Here is a 21,837-nt window from a genome sequence, read left to right on the forward strand (position 1 = left end):
ACGCCCGGTTACATTCCGAACCCGGAAGCTAAGCCTCATAGCGCCGATGGTACTGCAGGGGGGACCCTGTGGGAGAGTAGGACGCCGCCGAACTCCTTTTATAGCCGTGGCCCCTGGATTAAATTCCAGGGGCCACGGCTTTTTTTGTTTTCCGGATGCCTTGAGCGTCCGGCCACCCCTCCGCACCGACCCGCCGCGACTGAGGGTAAGGTCAGGGGGCATCATTGGCTCTTTCCCACAGGAGGCCCCCGGGTGGAGGTCCAGGAGACTCGCGTCCAGACGGACCGGGTCCTCACCATCCCGAACATCCTCAGCATGGCGCGCCTCGCCGGCGTACCTCTCTTCCTGTGGCTGATCCTCCGGCCCGAGTTCGGCGGGCCCAACAGCGACCACTGGGCGCTGCTGGTCCTGGCGCTCAGCGGCGTCAGCGACTACCTCGACGGCAAGCTCGCACGCCGTTGGAACCAGATCAGCAAGCTCGGCCGACTGCTCGACCCCGCAGCCGATCGGCTCTACATCCTCTCGACGCTGCTCGGCCTGACCTGGCGGGAGATTCTTCCGCTCTGGCTGACCGCGGCGCTGCTGCTCCGCGAGCTGGTCCTGCTGGTCATGGTCGGGATCCTCAGGCGCCACGGCTATCCGCCGCCCCAGGTGAACTTCCTGGGCAAGGCCGCCACCTTCAACCTGATGTACGCCTTTCCCCTACTGCTCCTGAGCGACGCAAGTGGCTGGATCGCCACACCCGCTGCTATTTTCGGATGGGCGTTCGCCGGATGGGGTACAACGCTGTATTGGTGGGCAGGGATCCTATATGTGGTTCAGGTCCGCCGACTTGTCAAGGCGGACAACCCAGCCGATTGAGCTCACTGATTCGGTGGCTGTAGACGCTCCATGGGCCCGCATCCGACATGTGCGGGTCCATTCAGGTGAGCTGGTCGGCTAAATCGTCGTCTATTGAGGAGGACGCTTCCGACATGAAGGCCGTCGTGATGGCCGGCGGTGAGGGCACACGCCTTCGCCCCATGACCTCGAGCATGCCCAAGCCGCTCCTTCCCGTGGCCAACCGGCCGATCATGGAGCATGTGCTTCGGCTGCTGAAGAGGCATGGGCTCACCGAGACCGTAGTGACAGTGCAGTTCCTGGCGTCTCTCGTCAAGAACTACTTCGGCGACGGCGAAGAGCTTGGGATGGAGCTCACCTATGCCAACGAAGAGAAACCGCTCGGTACAGCAGGCAGCGTGAAGAACGCCGAGGAAGCGCTGAAGGACGATGCCTTCCTCGTGATCTCCGGTGACGCTCTGACCGATTTTGACCTCACCGACCTGATCGCCTTCCACAAGGAAAAGGGCGCGCTCGTCACCGTCTGCCTGACACGCGTACCCAATCCGCTGGAATTCGGCATCACCATCGTCGACGAAGAAGGAAAGGTCGAGCGCTTCCTCGAGAAGCCGACCTGGGGGCAGGTCTTCTCCGACACGGTGAACACGGGCATCTACGTCATGGAGCCCGAGGTCTTCGACTACGTCGAGGCCGATGTGCCGGTCGACTGGTCCGGTGATGTCTTCCCGCAGCTCATGAAGGAAGGCAAGCCCGTCTACGGCTACATCGCCGAGGGCTACTGGGAGGACGTCGGTACGCACGAGAGCTACGTCAAGGCGCAGGCCGACGTCCTCGAAGGCAAGGTGGACGTCGAGCTGGACGGCTTCGAGATCTCTCCCGGGGTCTGGGTGGCGGAAGGTGCGGAGGTGCATCCCGACGCCGTCCTGCGCGGACCGTTGTACGTCGGGGACTACGCCAAGATCGAAGCGGACGTCGAGATCCGCGAGCACACCGTCGTGGGCTCCAACGTCGTGGTGAAGAGCGGCGCCTTCCTGCACAAGGCCGTCGTGCACGACAACGTCTACATCGGGCAGCACAGCAACTTGCGGGGCTGCGTCGTCGGAAAGAACACCGACATCATGCGCGCCGCCCGCATCGAGGACGGCGCTGTCATCGGCGACGAGTGCCTCGTCGGTGAAGAATCGATCATCCAGGGCAACGTCAGGGTCTATCCCTTCAAGACCATCGAGGCCGGCGCCTTCGTCAACACCTCGGTCATCTGGGAGTCCCGCGGACAAGCGCACCTCTTCGGGGCGCGTGGCGTCTCCGGAATCCTGAACGTCGAGATCACGCCCGAGCTCGCCGTGCGCCTGGCCGGTGCCTACGCGACGACCCTGAAGAAGGGGTCCACGGTAACCACCGCGCGTGACCACTCACGAGGTGCGCGGGCGCTCAAGCGGGCGGTGATCTCGGCGTTGCAGGCCAGCGCCATCGACGTACGAGATCTGGAGAACGTGCCACTGCCCGTCGCGCGGCAGCAGACGGCCAGAGGAAGCGCCGGCGGGATCATGATCCGCACCACGCCCGGGGTGCCGGACTCCGTCGACATCATGTTCTTCGACGAGCAGGGCGGAGACCTCTCGCAGGGCAGCCAGCGGAAGCTGGACCGGGTCTACGCACGCCAGGAGTACCGCCGGGCCTTCCCCGGGGAGATCGGCGACCTGCACTTCCCGTCCAGCGTCTTCGACTCCTACACGGGGTCGCTGCTGCGGAACGTGGACACCACCGGCGTCGCCGAGTCCGGACTCAAGGTCGTCGTCGACGCGTCCAACGGCAGTGCCGGGCTGGTGCTGCCGAGCCTCCTCGGCAAGCTCGGGGTGGACGCGCTGACCATCAACCCGGGCCTCGACGAGTCGCGGCCAACGGAGACCGCCGAGTCCCGCAGGGCCGGGCTCGTCCGGCTCGGGGAGATCGTGGCGTCCGCCAGGGCCGCCTTCGGGGTGCGGTTCGACCCGGTCGGCGAGCGGCTTTCGCTCGTCGACGAGAAGGGCCGGATCGTCGAGGACGACCGGGCCCTGCTGGTGATGCTCGACCTGGTGGCCGCCGAGCGGCGCAGCGGGCGGGTGGCGCTGCCGGTGACGACGACGCGCATCGCCGAGCAGGTCGCCGCGTACCACGGGACGCAGGTGGACTGGACGACCACGTCGCCCGACGACCTGACGCGGGTGGGCCGGGCCGACTCGACCATCTTCGGCGGTGACGGGCGGGGCGGGTTCATCGTCCCCGAGTTCAGCGGCGTCTTCGACGGCACCGCGGCGTTCGTGCGGCTCATCGGGCTCGTGGCGCGTACGCAGCTCACCCTGAGTCAGATCGACGCGCGTATCCCGCGCGCCCATGTGCTGCGGCGGGATCTCGCGACGCCGTGGGCGGTCAAGGGACTCGTGATGCGGCGCGTGGTGGAGGAGGCCGGCGAGCGGTCCGTGGACACCACTGACGGTGTGCGGGTCGTGGAGACTGACGGACGGTGGGTGCTCGTGCTGCCCGACCCGGCCGAGGCCGTCACTCATCTGTGGGCCGAAGGGCCCGACGACGCGTCCGCCCAGGCGCTGCTCGACGAGTGGTCCGCGGTGGTGGACAGCGCGGGTCGCTGACCTTTCCGAGCGCCGGGCAGCACCCACAACGGGTGCTGCCCGGCGCGTCGGTGGGGCCATTCGGAGGTAGCGCCCCCGACGTGCGACGATGTGCTGCATGCCGCAGCAGCCCCCCGTTCGGAGCACCCCCTCACGCCCCCGGCGCCCGGACGCGTCCATGTCGCTGCTCACCACCGTCATGGACCACAGCCTGGACGAGGGGTACGCCGAGGCGGCCGCCCGCAAGCAAGCCAGAGGGAACAGCGGTGTCCCTCGCCCGCTGCGGGCCAAACTCGGGCTCGCGGCCGGGCTCGTGCTCGCCGCGCTGGTCGTCACCGTGGGGGCCGCCCAGGCGCGGATAGAGGCGCCCGTGCTGGCCAAGGAGCGCGAAGAGCTCATCGACCGCGTCGAAGAGGCGACGGCGGGAGCCGACCGGCTCGAGGACGACGTGGACGAGCTCCGCGACGACGTCGGCGAGCGGCAGCGGGCCGCGCTGAAGCAGCACGGCGGCAGCCAGGGCGAGTTGCTGGGACTCCTCTCCGGCGCCACGGAAGCCCAGGGGCCCGGCGTCAAGCTCGTCGTGGACGACAAGAAGCAGGCCGACCAGGGCGGCGGCGGGCCGCGCGAGAGCTCCGGATTCTCCGACACCGGACGGGTGCGCGACCGCGACATGCAGCGTGTCGTCAACGGCCTGTGGCAGTCGGGCGCCGAGGCGATCTCGATCAACGACCAGCGGCTCACCGCACTGTCGGCGATCAGAGCCGCGGGTGACGCGATACTGGTCGACAACAGACCGCTGGTGCCGCCGTATACGGTGCTCGCGGTAGGTGATGGGAAACGCTTGAGCACCCGTTTCCAGAACAGCCGTGACGGTCAGTACCTGCATGCTCTGCAGGAGAACTTCGGCATCCGGACCAGCATCTCCGTGTCGGACGAGCTTCGGCTGCCGGCTGCGCCGAGCGTGACCGTACGTACAGCAGAGCCGAAGGCAGGAAAGGGCACATCGTGATCGCCGTACTGGGCCTCGTCGTGGGAGTCGTGGCCGGATTGTTGGTTCGGCCCGAAGTTCCGGCGGTGGTCGAGCCGTACCTTCCGATCGCCGTGGTCGCGGCTCTCGACGCCGTGTTCGGAGGGCTGCGGGCGATGCTCGACGGCATCTTCGACGACAAGGTGTTCGTGGTGTCGTTCCTGTCGAACGTGGTGGTGGCCGCGCTCATCGTGTTCCTGGGCGACAAGCTCGGCGTCGGCGCCCAGTTGTCCACCGGCGTCGTCGTGGTCCTCGGCATCCGGATCTTCTCCAACGCCGCGGCGATCCGCCGGCACGTCTTCAGGGCGTGACGCCGATGAGTGCCGACGAGAGGCCCGAGTACAACCGGCGCAAGGAACTCCCCGCCGAGGTCCCCAGCACGCCCGAGACGCCCGCGCCCGCCGAGACCGGGGCGAAGCCGCAGCTCACCGGCCGTCAGCGGCTGGTGAAGGGCCTGTGGCCGCCGCGGGTGACCCGGCCCCAACTCATCGTCGCCCTGCTGCTGTTCGTGCTCGGCCTCGGCCTGGCCATCCAGGTGCGGTCCAACAACGACAGCAGCGCGCTGCGCGGCGCGAGGCAAGAAGATCTCGTACGCATCCTCGATGAACTGGATGACCGTACCGAGCGTCTGGAAGAAGAGAAGCGCCGCCTCGAGGAACAGCGGACCGGGCTGGAGAACAGTTCGGACCAGGCCGAGGAGGCGCGCAAGCAGACGGTCGAGCGGGAGCGGCAACTCGGCATCCTGGCAGGCACGGTGGCGGCCCAGGGGCCCGGCATCACGCTGACCATCGAGGACAGGAAAGGGGCGATCGAGGCGGACATGCTGCTCGACGCCATTCAGGAGCTGCGCGCCGCGGGCGCCGAGGCGATCCAGATCAATGACGTACGCGTCGTGGCGAACACCTATCTGTCGGACGCCGGCGGCGGGGGAGTACGGGTGGACGGCCGCAAGGTCGGCGAACCGTACCTCTTCAAGGTGATCGGCAAGCCGCAGGATCTCGAACCTGCGCTGAACATCCCGGGAGGCGTGGTGCAGACTCTGGAGAAGGAGCAGGCCACGGTCACCGTGGAACGCTCGGAGAAGATCGTCGTGGACGCCTTGCGACCTGCGAAGCAGCCTGACTACGCTCGGTCGTCCTCCCAGTGAGGGGCGGACGCATGAGGGTCGTCGGGCGGGGGCATGAGGTTGCGGGGGGTCGGCGCACCGGAAGCGTGGTGCGTGGTGGAAACTGTTTGGTGGCCACGGACGTTGTGAGGATGTCTGGCTCACCGATGAATGCCGGTGTGTGCAATCAGGGTTCGTCCTGCCCCACGGGCGGGTCTGTTTCGGTCAAGGGGAATCGCCCGTGAAGTTGTTTGCGAAGTTGTTCGGCAAGAGCGCACGTCAGGACAGTGGCAATCCGGCCACTGCCCGGCACCGTGCTCCGCGCCATGGAGATGCCGAGGAGCAGGGCGCGGGGCGCCCGATGTTCCGCGATCAGGTCGCTGGTCCAGGCGGTGACATTTCGGGCGGACAGGGCGCGTCGTCTGTTGACCCTGCCGGTCCCGGACGCATAGGTTTCGGAGAACCTTCAACCTCAAGTGCGGGTGGAGGGTACACCTCCGACCCGTACGCATCGAATGCCCCTGCGGGGCAGCCACGGCAGGAGGACCCGTCCATGGCGCTGGTGTGTACGAGGTGCGGTAACCGAAACGCCGAGGCGAGCCGGTTCTGCTCCAACTGCGGTGCGCCGCTGCGGGCCGGTGCCGCACCGGAGCGCGCGTCCGAGACGACCTCGACGATCTCCATCTCGGGCCTTGAGGCCTACGACGCCGAGGCGACGGGCACGAACCCGTCTCCCGCGCTCTCTCCGGAGGCGCAGGCGGCCGTGGACGCCCTCCCGCTCGGCTCGGCGCTCCTCGTGGTGCGCCGCGGTCCGAACTCGGGCAGTCGTTTCCTGCTCGACGGCGAGCTGACCACGGCGGGGCGTCACCCGCAGAGCGACATCTTCCTGGACGACGTGACGGTGTCGCGTCGCCACGTGGAGTTCCGTCGCCTCGGGGACGGTTCCTTCACCGTCGCCGACGTGGGCAGCCTCAACGGCACGTACGTCAATCGGGAGCGGATCGACTCGGTCTCGCTGTCGAACGGCGACGAGGTGCAGATCGGCAAGTACCGACTGGTCTTCTACGCGAGCCAGCGGGCCGTCGGCATCTGACCCTCCCCCAGACGCCGTCCGGGGGGATCCCCAGGGAAGGTCCATGCTTCAAACACCGAGGGGCGGTGCCGGGAACGGCACCGCCGCCGCGGACCGCCGGCTGATGAGCATCGGCACCGTGCTGAACGAACTGCGTGCCGAATTTCCCGAGGTCACGATCTCCAAGATCCGGTTTCTGGAGTCCGAGGGGCTCATCGAGCCCCAGCGCACCCCTTCCGGATACCGGAAGTTCAGCCCGGAGGACGTCGAGCGGCTCGGTCACGTCCTGCGGATGCAGCGGGACCACTATCTGCCGCTCAGGGTCATCCGTGAGCACCTCGACGCGCTGGAGCGCGGTGAGAGGCCCCCGATGCCGTCCCTGGGGCGTCAGGGGGACGCCGGCGACGCCCAGGGCCTCGGCGAGGCCGAGGGGCCGACGGCGGCCCGTGTGGGCCGTGCCGAGCTGCTGGCCGCCGCCGAGATCGACGAGGTACAGCTTGCCGAGTGGGAGGCGTACGGCCTCGTCGCACCGTTGCCGGACGGCGGGTACGACGCGGAGGCCGTCACGGTCGCCTCACTCGTGGTCGAACTCGGCCGGTTCGGAATCGAGCCGCGGCACCTGCGGGCCATGAAGGCCGCCGCGGACCGTGAGGCCGGGCTCGTCGACCAGGTGGTCGCTCCGCTGCGGCGGCATCGTAATCCGCAGACCAGGGCCCATGCCGAGGCCCGTGCCAAAGAGCTGGCGAGCCTGACGGGGCGGCTGCATTCGGCGCTCGTGCAGACGGCGCTCGGCATCAGATTGCCCTGACTCGCCCGGTCCCGTCCGGTACTCGGCGGGTGCCCGACTACCCAAACCTGCCAGCCACGTCCTAGGGTTGCTGTGTGAACGAGCTCGACGTCGTAGGTGTCCGGGTCGAAATGCCCTCCAACCAGCCGATCGTGCTCCTGCGTGAAGTGGGAGGCGACCGGTACCTCCCCATCTGGATCGGACCAGGTGAGGCGACCGCCATCGCCTTCGCGCAGCAGGGCATGGCACCCGCACGGCCGCTGACCCACGACCTGTTCAAGGACGTGCTGGAAGCGGTGGGCCAGGAGCTCTCCGAAGTGCGCATCACGGACCTGCGGGAAGGGGTCTTCTACGCGGAGCTGGTCTTCGCCAGTGGTGTCGAGGTGAGCGCGCGTCCGTCCGACGCCATAGCGCTTGCCCTGCGCACCGGGACGCCCATCTTCGGAAGCGACGGCGTCCTGGACGACGCCGGCATCGCCATCCCGGACGAGCAGGAGGACGAGGTGGAGAAGTTCCGCGAGTTCCTCGACCAGATCTCGCCCGAGGACTTCGGCACCAACAGCCAGTGAGCCGCTTCCGACGGCCCGCGTCGGACCATTCGGCTAGCCTTTCCCCGCGACGAGGCACGGGAAACCACTCTCAGGGTGATTATCACTCGGCGTGCCGAGTGTGGCGATCGTTGACGAGCCCCTGGCGACTGCCTACCGTCGAGAAGGCAGGTCAAGGAGGGAGGTCGGCGTGAGAAGCAGCGGCGACGGTACGGCGATGGGCGGTCCGTACCCGCTCCACGGCGGCGCGGCCGGTCACTCTCCGAATCGACCGATGGCGGTCCAGGGGAGCGGGGACACGACGTCCGAGCATTCCGAACAGGTCGGCTACCGCGGTCCCACCGCGTGCGCGGCCGCGGGCATCACCTACCGGCAACTCGACTACTGGGCCCGTACGGGGCTGGTCGAGCCCAGCGTGCGGGCCGCGGGCGGCTCGGGCACGCAGCGGCTCTACAGCTTCCGCGATGTCGTCGTCCTGAAGATCGTGAAGCGGTTCCTCGACACCGGGGTCTCGCTGCAGAACATCCGCACGACGGTGCAGCATCTGCGGGAGCGCGGATTCCGCGACCTGGAGCGGATGACGCTGATGAGCGACGGCGCCACGGTCTATGAGTGCACGTCCTCCAGCGAGGTCCACGAGCTGCTCCAGGGCGGGCAGGGGGTCTTCGGGATCGCCGTGGGGGTCGTCTGGCGGGACGTCGAGGCCGCGCTGTCCCAGCTGCACGGCGAGCGCATCGACACCGGGGAGACGCTCATCGGGCACAATCCGGCCGATGAGCTGGCCAGACGGCGCAACAAGGCGGTCTGAGGCCGCGTTGTCAGTGGCGTAAGGCAGCATCGGAGATGTGAGAAGCGCCCCGACGATCCTGCATCTGGACATGGATGCCTTCTACGCGTCCGCGGAACAGGCCGCGAAGCCCAGCCTGCGGGGCAAAGCCGTGATCGTGGGCGGGCTCGGGCCGCGGGGTGTCGTGGCGACCGCTTCCTACGAAGCGCGGCGGTTCGGAGTGCACTCGGCGATGCCCATGGGGCAGGCGCGCAGACTGGCGCCGAACGCCGCGTATCTCGTGCCCCGCTTCGGGCTGTACCGCGAGATCAGCGAGCAGGTGATGGGCCTCCTGCGGGAGCTGTCGCCGCTGGTGGAGCCGCTCAGCCTGGACGAGGCCTTCGTGGACCTGGAGGCCGGCGGCGTCGCCGACGACGCGGAGTCGGCCAGGGCCGTGGGGGAGCGGCTGCGGGCGGACATCAGGGCGGTGACGGGGCTCGCCGGGTCGGTGGGGCTCGCCGTCTCCAAGATGCTGGCGAAGATCGCCTCGGAAGAGGCCAAGCCGAACGGTCTCGTGCTGATCACCCCGGGGACGGAGCGCGCCCTGCTGGGGCCGATGTCCGTGCGGACGTTGCCCGGGGTGGGGCCTGCTACGGGCGACCATTTGCGGCGGGCCGGGATCACGACGGTCGAGGAGCTCGCGGAGGCCGGTGAGGACGAGCTCGTACGACTGCTGGGGAAGGCCCACGGCGGCTCGCTGTATGCGATGGCGCTCGCGCACGACGAGCGGCCCGTGGTGGCCGAGCGGGACACGAAATCGGTCAGCGTCGAGGACACGTACGACGTGGACATCCACGACCGGGTGCGGGTCAGGACGGAGGTCGGGCGGCTCGCGGAGCGGTGTGTGCAGCGGCTGCGGGCGGCCGGGCACTCGGGGCGGACCATCGTGCTCAAGGTGCGGCGGTTCGACTTCTCGACGCTGACGCGGTCCGAGACGCTGCGCGGGCCCACGGACGACCCGGGAGTGGTGCGGGAGGCCGCCGCGCGGCTGCTTGAGTCCGTGGACACCACGGGAGGGGTGCGGCTGCTCGGCGTGGGCGTCACGGGGCTCGCGGACTACACGCAGGAGGATCTCTTCGCGCAGGCCCAGGCGGCCGAGGCGGCTCTGGCCGGTGCCGAAGGGGCTGCGACGGAGGAAGCCGGCGGGACGGCGGCCGCGGAGGCGGCCGCGGGTGATCCGGAGCGGGAGCGGGCCGAGGAGCCGGTGGTGCCTGCCGAGCGGCGGTGGGCGGCCGGACACGACGTGCGGCATGCCGAGTACGGGCACGGCTGGGTGCAGGGGAGCGGTCTCGGCCGGGTGACGGTGCGCTTCGAGACGCCGGACTCGCCACCGGGGCGGGTGCGGACGTTCCGGACGGACGACCCGGACCTGGAGCCCGCGGAGCCGCTGCCGTTGGTCAGGACGGTGCAGCGGGGCGAGAGGGTGGCTGAAGCGGGGCTCGAAGGAGTGTCGGGGGCGGCTCGGGTGGCGGTGGAGGGCCCGGGGTGAGGCCGGGTGCCGGGTCGGGCCGCGGGCCAGTGGGTCAGGGGGCCTCTGTGCCGGCGATGCGGCCGAAGTCCTGGTCGGGCGGTGGCGGGGGCGGCGGGGCGCCCGGTGGCGTCGTGTCGAGGCCGTAGTGGTGGTAGAGCTGGAGCTCCTGCTCGGGGGAGAGGTGGCGGCCCACCCCGAAGTCCGGGGCGTCCTTGATCAGGGCGCGGTCGAAGGGAATGTGCAGGGTGCCGTCCTCGGCCAGCTCGCTCGGCTCCAGCGGGACGAAGGCGTCGCGGCTGAACAGGCCGGTGCGTATGGCGGCCCACTCCGGGGCGCCCGTGGCGTCGTCGAGGTAGACCTCGTCGATCGTGCCGATCTTGGTCCCGTTCCGGTCGAACGCCTTGCGGCCGATCAGGTTGCGCGGATCGATATCGGTCTGCACGGGCCCTCCAGCTGGTCGCGGCTCGTCGAAAACGGGCGTAACTCATCTTTAATCATTCGTAGTCACTACGAAAGAGCACTTCGGGGCAGGTGGCCACTCGAGGGAACGGCCGGGGTCCTCGCTGGTAGGCTGGCGCTTGGCTGCTGACCCCGTGCGGGAGAGCTCTCCGGGACGTGATCCCGGAGGCGCCGAAGGAGCAAATCCTCCCCGGAATCTCTCAGGCACCCGTACCGCACGGACGAGGTCACTCTGGAAAGCAGGGCGGGCGTCGGGCGGGCACGTTCGGAACCCTTCCTCACCGACGGTGAAAGCAGATCTGTCGAAACGGACCGGTCTGTGAAGCTCTCAGGTTGAGATGACAGAGGGGGAGGCCGTCCGGGTACCCGCGCCGTGGTACCCCTCGCAGGTCGTGCAGACCAGGAGGCCTCCGCAATGACTGCCACCCATCGCACCCCGCTCTCGGAGCTTGAGCAGGGCATCCCCTTCGAGCAGCGGCACATAGGGCCCGATGCGGAAGCGCGGGCGAAGATGCTCGCCCAGGTCGGGTACGGCTCGCTCGACGAGCTGACGGCCGCCGCGGTGCCGGATGTGATCAAGAACGCCGAAGCGCTGAATCTGCCCGGCGCGCGCTCCGAGGCCGAGGTGCTGGCCGAGCTGCGCTCCCTCGCCGACCGGAACCAGGTCCTCGACTCCATGATCGGACTCGGGTACTACGGCACCTTCACGCCGCCGGTCATCCTGCGGAACGTGATGGAGAACCCGGCCTGGTACACGGCCTACACGCCGTACCAGCCCGAGATCTCGCAGGGCCGCCTCGAGGCGCTGCTCAACTTCCAGACCATGGTCGCCGAGCTGACCGGCCTGCCCACCTCCGGAGCCTCGCTGCTCGACGAGGGCACCGCCGCCGCCGAGGCCATGGCCCTCTCGCGTCGCATGGGCAAGGTCAAGGACGGCGTGTTCGTCGTCGACGCCGACGCCCTGCCGCAGACCATCGCCGTCATCCAGACCCGCGCCGAGCCCACCGGTGTCGAGGTCGTCGTCACCGACCTGAGCGACGGCCTGCCCGCCGAGGTCGCCGAGCGCGGCGTCGTCGGCGTACTCGTCCAGTACCCGGGCGCCTCGGGTGCCGTCCGCGACATCAAGCCGCTCATCGACCAGGCGCACGAGCTCGGCGCAGTCGTCACCATCGCCGCCGACCTGCTCGCCCTGACGCTGCTCACCTCGCCCGGCGAGCTCGGCGCCGACATCGCCGTGGGCACGACGCAGCGCTTCGGTGTGCCGATGGGCTTCGGCGGGCCGCACGCCGGTTACATGGCGGTCCGCGAGAAGTTCGCGCGCAGCCTGCCCGGGCGGCTCGTCGGCGTCTCCGTCGACGCCGACGGCAACAAGGCCTACCGCCTCGCGCTGCAGACCCGTGAGCAGCACATCCGCCGCGAGAAGGCCACCAGCAACATCTGTACCGCTCAGGTGCTGCTCGCCGTCATGGCCGGAATGTACGCCGTCTACCACGGGCCCGACGGCCTGAAGTCGATCGCGCGGCGCACCCACCGCTACGCGACGCTGCTCGCCGCCGGCCTCACCGGGGGCGGCTACGAAGTCGTCCACGGCGCCTACTTCGACACGCTCACGGTGCGGGCGCCCGGCAAGGCCGAGCAGCTGGTGGCCGCCGCCCGCGAGGCCGGCGTCAACATCCACCTCGTCGACGCCGACCACGTCTCCCTGTCCTGCGACGAGACGACCACGCGCCGGCAGCTCAGCGCGGTGTGGGGCGCCTTCGGCGTCGACGCCGATGTCGAGGCGCTCGACGCCGCCGTCGCTGACACGCTGCCCGAGGGCCTGCTGCGCGGCGACGACTACCTGACGCACCCGGTCTTTCACCAGTACCGCTCCGAGACGTCAATGCTGCGCTACCTGCGCAAGCTCGCCGACCGTGACTACGCGCTCGACCGCGGCATGATCCCGCTGGGCTCCTGCACCATGAAGCTCAACGCGACCACGGAGATGGAGCCCGTCACCTGGCCCGAGTTCGGCCAGCTGCACCCCTTCGCGCCCGCCCAGCAGGCCCAGGGCTACCTCACGCTCATCCGTGAGCTGGAGGAGCGGCTCGCCGAGGTGACCGGGTACGACAAGGTCTCCCTGCAGCCCAACGCCGGTTCGCAGGGCGAGCTCGCCGGGCTGCTCGCGGTCCGCGGCTACCACCGGGCCAACGGCGACGAGCAGCGCACCGTCTGCCTCATCCCGTCCTCCGCCCACGGCACGAACGCCGCGAGCGCCGTCATGGCCGGCATGAAGGTCGTCGTCGTGAAGACCGCCGACGACGGCGAGGTCGACATAGCGGACCTGCGCGCCAAGATCGAGAAGCACCGCGACGAGCTGGCCGTACTGATGATCACGTACCCCTCGACGCACGGTGTCTTCGAGGAGCACGTGACCGACATCTGCGCGGAGGTGCACGAGGCCGGCGGTCAGGTGTACGTCGACGGGGCCAACCTCAACGCCCTGGTGGGGCTCGCCAAGCCGGGCCACTTCGGCGGCGACGTCTCGCACCTGAACCTGCACAAGACCTTCTGCATCCCGCACGGCGGCGGCGGTCCCGGCGTGGGTCCGGTCGGTGTGCGCGAGCACCTCGCGCCGTACCTGCCCAACCACCCGCTGCAGCCCGCGGCCGGTCCCGAGACCGGCGTCGGTCCGATCTCCGCGGCGCCCTGGGGCTCCGCCGGAATCCTGCCGATCTCCTGGTCGTACGTGCGCCTCATGGGCGGCGAGGGCCTCAAGCGAGCCACCCAGGTCGCCGTGCTCTCCGCCAACTACATCGCCAAGCGCCTCGAGCCGCACTACCCGGTGCTCTACACCGGTCCGGCCGGCCTGGTCGCGCACGAGTGCATCGTGGACCTGCGGCCGCTCAGCAAGGCGACCGGGGTCAGCGTCGACGACATCGCGAAGCGGCTCATCGACTACGGCTTCCACGCGCCCACCATGTCGTTCCCGGTCGCCGGAACCCTGATGATCGAGCCGACGGAGAGCGAGGACCTGGCCGAGATCGACCGGTTCTGCGAGGCGATGATCGCCATTCGCCGGGAGATCGAGAAGGTCGGCTCCGGCGAGTGGGCCGCCGACGACAACCCGCTGCGGAACGCCCCGCACACCGCCGCCGCGCTCAGCGGCGAGTGGGAGCACGGCTACAGCCGTGAGGAGGCCGTCTTCCCGGCCGGGGTCGTCGCCGCGGACAAGTACTGGCCGCCGGTGCGCCGTATCGACCAGGCGTACGGCGACCGGAACCTGGTCTGCTCCTGCCCGCCGCTGGATGCGTACGAGGACTGATATCCGCGCCCAAGTGGGGCGGGCATGCGGTGGGGCCGGTTCGGAGAGTTCTCTCCGGGCCGGCCCCGCTTCTGTTCGGTGGTGCGGTGGTGCGCTGCTGCGGACGTGCGGTGTGGTGCGGTCGCGCGGATGTGCCGTCGGTGCTCAGGCGGCTGTCATGACCTGGTCGGTGCCCAGCGGTCGGTGCGGGGCGATGATCTGGCCGTCCGGCAGCAGCTCACCGGTGTCCTCGAAGAGCAGGACGCCGTTGCACAGCAGGCTCCAGCCCTGCTCCGGGTGGCTCGCCATGAGGAGCGCGGCTTCCCGGTCGGCTGAGTCGGCTGTCGGGCACGCGGGTTGGTGCTGGCACATGGAAGGGTTCTTTCGCTGCGATGAGATGGCTGTGACGTCGGTCCTGTGGCTCGATGCGGTGTTCATAACCGCCCCCCGTTTGTAGTCGGTCCGATCCCAGTGTTGCCCTCCGGGCGTCAATCCGCAGGGATTTTGCCGCAGCGGCTCCTACTGCTTAATGACGTATCACCCGGCCGGACGGTTCAGTCCAACTTCCCCGTCTCTTCGGGTGGTTCGGGGTGGCCTGACCGGGCTAGTCCACCTGGGTGGGCAGCGCTGTGCCCCGCGGCGGGGGCGGCGGGGCACAGGAAGCGGAAGAGGTGCTGTCAGGCGGGTGAGCTCAGCAGCGGTGCCGGTGTCAGACGGTGGTTGAGCATCGGCAGCAGCTCGGCGACGCGGTGCGGGCGGTGGGCCGCGATGCCGGGCGGGGCGGGCGCCAGCGGCACCAGCAGGTCGGTGGCGGCGAGGGGGCCCTCGGCGCCGTCGTCCGTGCAGTCCCGGTGCAGCCAGAGCGTGAGCATGTAGAGCTCGGGCACGGAGAGCAGCCGCGGCTGGCAGGGCATCGGCATGGCCTCGGCGTGCCGCAGGGCCCGTTCGGTGGAGGCGATGTACGGCCCTTCGAAGAAGTGCGAGAACGCCCAGCCGTCCGGAGTCAGCATCGTGTCGGCCGCGGCGACGGCGCGCTCGCCGCAGCGGATGAGGAAGCGCCAGCCGGCGAGCCGGGTGGGCGAGGTGCTCTCGGGCGTGATGCGGTCCAACACGTGGACGGGCAGAGGGAGTTCGGGGCTCGCCGGTCCCTGTGCGGTACGCAGGGACGGCGTGCGGGCCTCGCGTACGGCGGTGGGGGAACCGAGTGCCGCGAGGACGCTGCGCAGGGCGGGCGCTGGAGCCGGGGGGACATGCAGCGGCATGGTGGGTCGCCTCTCTCATTCGACAGGCACAGTGGAGCGGGGGCAGGTGCGTGACGGCGCTGTCAGCTCTGGGCCAGAGGGGCGGGGGCCGGTGCCGCGAGCGCCAACTCTCTGCCTAGATTGCGCAGTTTATACGAGACGTGTTCGAGCAGTGTTTCATCTAGGCGCTCCGTATATTGCGGGCAAGGCCTTAATGAGCCGTCCTTGTGAGGCCTTTCTCCCGATTTCGCAGGGGGATCGACCCGCATGACCTCGGATTTCTCCGAAAACGCGGTCGGCCGATTTCTGCCGGTGCTTTTGACCAGGCGCATCGGAAGGGAATCTTCACCGTGCCGCATGCCTGGTGAATGTGCCGGACCCCTGCTGTGCCGAGCGTACCGGCCGGTGGCCCCGCCCGGGGCGTTATCGATCACATTGCCTGGGCATCATCCCTCGTACACAGCGGCCGGACCCATGGCTGCCCGATCGAGGAGGGACGCTTCGATGGGGGAGAAGGTCGTGGCGGGCACGTTCGACCTGGCCGACCGGAACGACTTCCGAGGCAAGCTCCGAGAGTGCCTGGCGGGGCTGGAGCGTTTGTTGGAGGAACAGCGATTCGATCGGCCCAAGAATCTGATGGGCATGGAGATCGAGCTGAATCTCGCCGGGCCCGACGGGCTGCCGAGGATGTTGAATGCGCAGGTTCTTGAGCGCATCGCGAGCCGGGATTTCCAGACGGAACTCGGAATGTTCAATCTGGAAGTGAACATTGCCCCGCACCGGCTCGGCGGACGCGTTCTCGACCGGCTCGCCGAAGAGCTGCGCACCGGCCTCAACTACGCCCACAGGAAAGCGAACGAGCTCGACGCCGGCATTGTCATGATCGGTATTCTGCCGACGCTGGACCGCGCCGACCTGGTATCGGGGAACCTCTCGGACGTCGACCGCTACGCCCTCCTGAACGATCAGATCGTGGCGGCGCGCGGTGAGCACTTCACCCTCGACATCCAGGGTGTGGAGCGGCTGACCTGCACCTCCGCGTCGATCGCGCCCGAAGCGGCGTGCACCTCCGTGCAGTTGCACCTACAGGTCACGCCCGGCCGGTTCGCCGATGTGTGGAACGCGGCGCAGGCGATCGCCGCGGCCCAGGTCGCCGTCGGCGCCAACGCGCCGTTCCTGTTCGGCCGTGAACTGTGGCGCGAGTCCCGGCCGCCGCTGTTCCTGCAGTCCACCGACACACGGTCGCCCGAGCTGCAGGTCCAGGGCGTGCGGCCGCGCACCTGGTTCGGGGAGCGGTGGATCACCGGGCCGCTGGAGCTCTTCGAGGAGAACCTGCGGTACTTCCCCGCGCTGCTGCCCCTGATGGAGGAGGAGGACCCGCTGGGCGTCCTCGACGCGGGTGGTGTGCCGCGCCTCGGCGAACTCGTCCTGCACAACGGCACCGTGTACCGCTGGAACCGCCCGGTGTACGGCATCGCCGACGGCGTCCCGCACCTGCGGGTGGAGAACCGGGTGCTGCCCGCGGGCCCCACCATCACCGACGTCATCGCCAACGCCGCCTTCTACTACGGGCTCGTGCGGGCGCTCGCCGAGGAGGCGCGGCCCGTGTGGTCCCGGCTGCCCTTCGAGGCCGCGGCCCACAACTTCGACGTCGCGTGCCGCCACGGCATCGACGCCACGTTGCAGTGGCCGCGGCGCGGCAGGCTCGGCGGACTCGTCGAGGTGGCGGCCGTCCGGCTCGTACGCGAGGAGTTGCTGCCGCTCGCGGCCGCGGGGCTCGACGCGTGGGGCGTGGAGGCCGCCGACCGGGATCTGTACCTCGGGGTGATCGAGGAGCGGTGCCGGCGACGGGTCAACGGCGCGTCGTGGCAGGCGACGACGTATCACAAGGCTTTGGAGAGCGGGCTGGCCAGGGAGGAAGCGCTGGCCGCGACCACCAAGCGGTACTGCCGACTGATGCATGAGGGTGAGCCGGTGCACACGTGGCCGGTGGGGCTCAGGGAACCGGCGGTACCGCTGAGCTGACCGGGCCGCCGGACCGGCAGGGGCACGGGGTGTCAGCCCCGGTTGCTGCCCGCCTCCATGATCGCCTTGAGGATGACCGCGTGGATCTGCGTCGGGTCGTCCACCTGGTGGCCGGAGCCGCCGGTCGCCGCGGCGATCTGCTGGACCTCGTCCTTGTCCGCGTCCGGGCCGACGGCGATGGCGATGATCGGCACCGGCCGCCCGGGATCGGCGAGTTCCTCGAGGCGGGCGATGAGGGAGCCGCGCGAGATGCTGCCCGGGTCCTGGTTGGCGCCGTCCGTCAGGATCACGAGGGCGTTGAACTTGTCGCGCGCGTACGTCGACCGGGCTTCCTTGTAGGCGGCGAGCGTCGTGTCGTACAGACCGGTGGCACCGCCCGGCACGGGCTGCAGGGCGGAAAAGGCCGCGGACAGCTTGTCGCGGTGGGTGACGCTGCCCTCGCGCTCGCCCAGGCGCCGGGTCGGCTGCAGTGCGCGGTAGTCACGGCTGCCGTCGAGGCGGGTGGCGAACTCCCACAGGCCGATCTCGTCCTCGTCGGTGAAGCCCGCCAGGGCCCGCAGGAGTGCGGCCTTGGTGACCTCCATGCGGGACTGGCCGCGGCCGGGGACGAGCTGCCGCATGGACTCCGAGGCGTCGACGACCGTGCTCAGGCGGGCGCTCTGCACCGTGATCGTCCACATGCCCAGGGTCTCCTGGAGCTGCTTGTCCGAGGGCGGATCCGTGGCCTCGTCCGCGTAGGGCTGCGGGGTGCGGCCGCCGGCGGCGGCGACCAGCTTGTCCGACGGCCGGCCGGGGTCGGTCCGGAAACCGTGCTCGGCCAGGATGCGGCGGCCGTCGTCGTCACTGAACATCGTCATGAAGCGCAGGGCGGCACGGCTCGTGTCGGTGGACATGCGGTCGTCCTCGACAAGCGTGTACGGGTAGTCGAGCCGGGGCGAACCGTCCTCGGGGTAGAACAGGTCGAGGCTGTTCTCCTCGCCCGCCGAGGCGTTGTGCGCGTACGCGGCCTGCTCGGAGAGGATCAGCGCCTGGTTGCGGCGCGGGTTTCCCTGCTCGGCTCCCGAGCCGTCGCGGGCCAGAGTGTCCAGCAGTTGGCCGTCGCTGTCGGTCGTGCGGGTCGCCAGGGCTTTCGCCATGGCGGCGGCCCTGGTGTCGCCTTCCTCGCCGCCGTGCTTCTTCGCGGAGGCGCCCAGCTTGGCGAGGGCGAGCAGGCCGGTCGCGCTGCGTGCGGGGTCGGCGGCGCCGAGGCGCAGCTTGTCGCCCTTCATGGCGGCCGCCGTCAACCGCGGCCAGTCGTACGTCTTCTCGGGCCAGCCCAGCGATGCGGCGGCGGACGGGATCATGCCGATGCCGACGGGCGAGGAGGCTATGTTGCCCGCGGGCGCGATCTTGGTCTGTTTGGCGCCCAGACCGACGCGCTGCACCCACACGTCGGAATCGGGCACCCACACGTCGTACTCCGGATCGCCCTTGCCCGCGCGGAGTTCGGCCGCGACCTGGTACGAGTCGCGTGCGGTGACCCGCACGTCGATGCAGTGCCCGTCCGAGGTGATCTCCTTCTCGCGGGCGAGGTCGGCGGCCTCGCGCAGGGCGGGGGTCACATCGGGTGCGGCGACGACATCGAGGCGTACCGCGTCGTCGCCGCAGGCGCCGCCGAAGGAGAGCAGTCCGCCGCGGACCGCCGCCGCCGCGCCGCCCGCGACCACGAGGACGAGCGCCGTGGCGATGGCGACCGCGCGGCCGCGCGCACGCGGCCGGGGGTCGGCCGCTGCCGTCCCGCGCTCATCGGGCAAGCTGTGACGTCCCATGGCGGTGGTGCCCCTCCTTGAACGATGTGGCAAGGAAAGAGGGGGCTGTACGCCCACAACCGGCGTCCGTCCCCCTCGGCCTGTCGCGCACGGTCTTCGTAACTTCTTTCGAGACCCTAGCGGGACGAAGATGGGGATGAGGCGGGATTACTCAACTGGAGGCGGAAGTGCAAGCGGAGCCGGGGCCGATGGCCGGTTCTATTCCGGCGGACGGACCTTCGCGGCGGATCCTGCGGGACGAGACGCTGCTCGTCCTGGCCGTCTCGCTCGGGGCCAGCGGTGTGTCCGCGCTGATCAGCTTCGTGGGCTCGGTCACCAGACCGGGCGGCCTGAAGGACCAGGCGGCCACGATGAACGCGTCGGCGGCGCCTGGCCGGCCGTGGCTCGATCTCGCGTGGCAACTGTTCGGCATCACGACCGCGTTGGTGCCGGTCGCGCTGGTCGCGCACTTCCTGCTGCGGGAGAAGGCGGCGCTGCGGACGATCGGTTTCGACCGGACGAGGCCCTGGCCGGACCTGGGGCGCGGCGCCGCGATCGCCGCGGTGATCGGCAGCACGGGGATCGCCTTCTACCTCGCGGCCCGCGGGCTCGGCTTCAACCTCACCGTCGTCCCCGAGGCATTGCCGGACGTGTGGTGGAAGTACCCCGTCCTCGTCCTGTCCGCGGTGCAGAACGCGGTCCTCGAGGAAGTCATCGTCGTCGGCTACCTGCTGCGCAGGCTCGGCCAATTGGGGTGGACGCCGATGGCCGCGCTGATGGGCAGTTCGGTGCTGCGGGGCTCGTACCACCTGTACCAGGGCATCGGCGGCTTCCTCGGGAACCTCGCGATGGGGGTGGTCTTCGTGCTGCTCTACCGCAGGTGGGGCCGAGTCGGGCCGCTGGTCGTGGCCCACTCGCTGCTCGACATCGGCGCGTTCGTCGGCTACGCGCTGCTGGCGGGGAAGGTGGGGTGGCTGCCCACGCCTTCGTAGGCAGCACCTGGTGTCGGCGTGGGGGCGGCGTCAGGCGAAGAGGTCGCCCTCGATGACCGTGACCGCGTGGCCGGTCAGGAGGGTGCGCTCGCCGCGGAGCCGGGTACGGACCAGGCCGCTGCGGGCCGAGGCCTGAAGCCCGGTCAGTTCGGTGCGGCCGAGCCGCTCGGACCAGAAGGGGGCGAGGGCGGTGTGGGCGCTGCCCGTCACCGGGTCCTCGTCGATGCCGACGCGCGGGAAGAAGCCGCGGGAGACGAAGTCGTAGCCGCCGGAGGGGTCCTCGGCCCGGGCGGTGGCGATGATGCCGCGCTCGGAGTGGCGGACGAGGGCCTTGTGGTCGGGGGTGAGCGACCTGACCGTCTTCTCGTCGGCGAGCTCGACCAGCAGGTCGCCGACGTTCCGGCCCGTGTCGTACGCGGCGAGCGGCTCGGCGCCCAGCGCCTCGGCGATGCCGTCGGGGAGCTCGGTCGCGGTGAGCGGGGCGGTCGGGAAGTCGAGGGTGAGCGAGCCGTCCTCGTGCGCGGTCGAGGTGAGGACGCCGCTGCGGGTGGCGAAGCGGACGGTGCCGGAGGCCACACCCGTGGTGTGCAGGACGTGGGCCGTGGCCAAAGTGGCATGGCCGCAGAGGTCGACTTCGGTGGCGGGTGTGAACCAGCGGAGCGCCCAGTCGGCGTCGCCGCCCGCGGGCAGCGGGTGGGCGAAGGCGGTCTCGGCGTGGTTGACCTCCCTGGCCACGTGCTGCAGCCAGGTGTCGTCGGGGAAGGCGTCGAGGAGCAAAACGCCGGCCGGGTTGCCGGCGAAGGGGCGGTCGGTGAAGGCGTCGACCACGCGGATGCGGTGGGGGGCGTGGGAGTGGGCGCGGGATGCGGTGTCGGAAGTAGGCATGGGCATCACGGTAGAGGGCTGCGGAGTGTCGTCGGTAAGGCCAATTCGGGGTGCCTGGCCTGGTTTTGAGGAGTGATTGGCCTGAGGGGGGTGGGGTGTGGGCCAGCCCTTGCAGCCCACCCCAGCTGGGTTCGTTTGACCTTGACACGGTGACAAGGCCTTCACTTCTGCCGAGGAGGTGGTCCCCATGACCATGTCGGAAGAGGGCACGAAGCCGAAGGGTGACACGGACACGGCACGAGCTGTCCGGGGACTGGAGAACGGCAACCCGTCGGTGCGGCTGCAGGCGGCGCTGGCGGTCGGCACGGCTCCGGACCCCCGGTTCGTCGACCGGCTCGTCGAGCGGTGCGCGATCGAGCCCGAGTTCTACGTGCGGGAAATGCTCACGTGGGCGCTCACCCGCCAGCCGGCAGGAGTAACGGTCCCTCGGCTCGTCGCCGAACTCCGTACGGAGGGCGCGCAGGCGCGAAGTCAGGCGCTGCACACGCTGTCCAAGATCGCGGACCGGCAGGCGTGGCCGGCGATCACCCGGGCCCTGCTGGCCGACGCCGACGACGAGGTGGCGCGGAGCGCCTGGCGGGCGGCGGTCGTGCTCGTACCCGAGGGGGAAGAGGCGGAGCTGGCCGGCGTATTGGCGACGCAGCTCGGGCGCGGCGGGCGTGAGACGCAGTTGAGCCTCAGCCGGGCGCTGATCGCGCTCGGCGAGGTGATCGTGCCGGTCCTGCGCGCCGCGGCGACGGATGCCGACCCGCGCGTACGTCAGCACGCGATCGCCACGGAGCGGTTGCTGCGCGACCCGGAGGCCGGATTCGAGTTCGCGATCGAGGAGGCCAAGCGCGTCGTGGTCCTCGGCGCAGGTGGTCAGGAGGAGTCTTAGTCC

At 69.9% G+C, this 21,837-nt stretch carries 19 protein-coding genes, 1 rRNA gene and 1 riboswitch; of the genes, 15 read left to right on the forward strand and 5 right to left on the reverse strand.

Features of this window, described 5'->3' with window-relative positions; all coding sequences use genetic code 11:
* The 11 genes from rrf to ACZ7LU_RS17145 all read left to right on the forward strand — a co-directional run.
* Positions 1-93: ribosomal RNA gene (gene rrf / locus ACZ7LU_RS17095) — 5S ribosomal RNA — on the forward strand; the annotation flags it as partial.
* Between the two features lie 159 nt (positions 94-252).
* On the forward strand, positions 253-861 hold the full coding sequence (locus ACZ7LU_RS17100) for a CDP-alcohol phosphatidyltransferase family protein (protein WP_398312127.1): 609 nt from the start codon (positions 253-255) through the stop codon (positions 859-861).
* Between the two features lie 113 nt (positions 862-974).
* Positions 975-3,470, forward strand: a complete 2,496-nt coding sequence (locus tag ACZ7LU_RS17105) for a mannose-1-phosphate guanyltransferase (RefSeq protein WP_362995197.1) — start codon at positions 975-977, stop codon at positions 3,468-3,470.
* A gap of 88 nt (positions 3,471-3,558) precedes the next feature.
* Complete coding sequence (locus ACZ7LU_RS17110; RefSeq protein WP_398312124.1) at positions 3,559-4,458, forward strand: DUF881 domain-containing protein; 900 nt, start codon at positions 3,559-3,561, stop codon at positions 4,456-4,458.
* Positions 4,455-4,787, forward strand: a complete 333-nt coding sequence (locus ACZ7LU_RS17115; protein ID WP_003988855.1) for a small basic family protein — start codon at positions 4,455-4,457, stop codon at positions 4,785-4,787. Before ACZ7LU_RS17110 ends, ACZ7LU_RS17115 begins: the two co-directional genes overlap by 4 nt.
* A 5-nt stretch (positions 4,788-4,792) precedes the next feature.
* Positions 4,793-5,623: a DUF881 domain-containing protein gene (locus ACZ7LU_RS17120; RefSeq protein WP_471917088.1), complete on the forward strand. Its 831-nt coding sequence runs from the start codon at positions 4,793-4,795 to the stop codon at positions 5,621-5,623.
* Positions 5,624-5,705: 82 nt separating this feature from the next.
* Positions 5,706-6,674, forward strand: coding sequence for an FHA domain-containing protein (locus tag ACZ7LU_RS17125; protein WP_398312136.1), 969 nt, complete (start codon positions 5,706-5,708; stop codon positions 6,672-6,674).
* Between the two features lie 43 nt (positions 6,675-6,717).
* A complete protein-coding gene (ftsR, locus tag ACZ7LU_RS17130) occupies positions 6,718-7,461 on the forward strand; it encodes a transcriptional regulator FtsR (RefSeq protein WP_471917089.1) in 744 nt (247 codons plus the stop codon).
* 74 nt (positions 7,462-7,535) lie between these two features.
* On the forward strand, positions 7,536-8,009 hold the full coding sequence (locus ACZ7LU_RS17135; RefSeq protein WP_063795355.1) for a bifunctional nuclease family protein: 474 nt from the start codon (positions 7,536-7,538) through the stop codon (positions 8,007-8,009).
* A 169-nt stretch (positions 8,010-8,178) separates the two neighbouring features.
* Positions 8,179-8,796, forward strand: coding sequence for a MerR family transcriptional regulator (locus tag ACZ7LU_RS17140; protein WP_398312115.1), 618 nt, complete (start codon positions 8,179-8,181; stop codon positions 8,794-8,796).
* A gap of 37 nt (positions 8,797-8,833) precedes the next feature.
* Positions 8,834-10,303: a DNA polymerase IV gene (locus ACZ7LU_RS17145; protein ID WP_471917090.1), complete on the forward strand. Its 1,470-nt coding sequence runs from the start codon at positions 8,834-8,836 to the stop codon at positions 10,301-10,303.
* 34 nt (positions 10,304-10,337) lie between these two features.
* On the opposite strand, the gene ACZ7LU_RS17150 is transcribed toward ACZ7LU_RS17145, so the two are convergent.
* Positions 10,338-10,727, reverse strand: coding sequence for a PRC-barrel domain-containing protein (locus ACZ7LU_RS17150; protein WP_468090596.1), 390 nt, complete (start codon positions 10,725-10,727; stop codon positions 10,338-10,340).
* 144 nt (positions 10,728-10,871) lie between these two features.
* A riboswitch (glycine riboswitch) is annotated at positions 10,872-10,970 on the forward strand.
* A gap of 189 nt (positions 10,971-11,159) precedes the next feature.
* Here ACZ7LU_RS17150 and gcvP point away from each other — a divergent pair.
* Complete coding sequence (gene gcvP / locus ACZ7LU_RS17155; protein ID WP_471917091.1) at positions 11,160-14,048, forward strand: aminomethyl-transferring glycine dehydrogenase; 2,889 nt, start codon at positions 11,160-11,162, stop codon at positions 14,046-14,048.
* 144 nt (positions 14,049-14,192) lie between these two features.
* Here gcvP and ACZ7LU_RS17160 read toward each other — a convergent pair whose 3' ends face one another.
* Positions 14,193-14,399 carry a DUF5999 family protein gene (locus ACZ7LU_RS17160; RefSeq protein WP_362995214.1) on the reverse strand — a complete coding sequence of 69 codons (207 nt, stop codon included), beginning with the start codon at positions 14,397-14,399 and terminating at the stop codon, positions 14,193-14,195.
* A gap of 305 nt (positions 14,400-14,704) precedes the next feature.
* Positions 14,705-15,289, reverse strand: a complete 585-nt coding sequence (locus tag ACZ7LU_RS17165; RefSeq protein ID WP_468090592.1) for a hypothetical protein — start codon at positions 15,287-15,289, stop codon at positions 14,705-14,707.
* Positions 15,290-15,772: 483 nt separating this feature from the next.
* On the opposite strand from ACZ7LU_RS17165, the gene ACZ7LU_RS17170 reads away from it, so the two are divergent.
* On the forward strand, positions 15,773-17,293 hold the full coding sequence (locus ACZ7LU_RS17170) for a glutamate-cysteine ligase family protein (protein ID WP_468316485.1): 1,521 nt from the start codon (positions 15,773-15,775) through the stop codon (positions 17,291-17,293).
* Between the two features lie 32 nt (positions 17,294-17,325).
* Here ACZ7LU_RS17170 and ACZ7LU_RS17175 read toward each other — a convergent pair whose 3' ends face one another.
* Positions 17,326-19,101: a substrate-binding and VWA domain-containing protein gene (locus ACZ7LU_RS17175; protein WP_471917092.1), complete on the reverse strand. Its 1,776-nt coding sequence runs from the start codon at positions 19,099-19,101 to the stop codon at positions 17,326-17,328.
* 167 nt (positions 19,102-19,268) lie between these two features.
* Between ACZ7LU_RS17175 and ACZ7LU_RS17180 the strand changes: the two genes are divergently transcribed.
* Positions 19,269-20,072: a CPBP family intramembrane glutamic endopeptidase gene (locus ACZ7LU_RS17180; protein WP_468718773.1), complete on the forward strand. Its 804-nt coding sequence runs from the start codon at positions 19,269-19,271 to the stop codon at positions 20,070-20,072.
* 30 nt (positions 20,073-20,102) lie between these two features.
* Here the strand turns inward: ACZ7LU_RS17180 and ACZ7LU_RS17185 are convergent, their stop codons facing one another.
* Positions 20,103-20,957 carry a PhzF family phenazine biosynthesis protein gene (locus ACZ7LU_RS17185; RefSeq protein WP_471917093.1) on the reverse strand — a complete coding sequence of 285 codons (855 nt, stop codon included), beginning with the start codon at positions 20,955-20,957 and terminating at the stop codon, positions 20,103-20,105.
* Between the two features lie 187 nt (positions 20,958-21,144).
* Between ACZ7LU_RS17185 and ACZ7LU_RS17190 the strand changes: the two genes are divergently transcribed.
* Positions 21,145-21,834 carry a HEAT repeat domain-containing protein gene (locus ACZ7LU_RS17190; RefSeq protein WP_471917094.1) on the forward strand — a complete coding sequence of 230 codons (690 nt, stop codon included), beginning with the start codon at positions 21,145-21,147 and terminating at the stop codon, positions 21,832-21,834.
* The last annotated feature ends 3 nt before the right edge of the window (positions 21,835-21,837 follow it).

Source organism: Streptomyces sp. NPDC039462, from assembly GCF_055639375.1.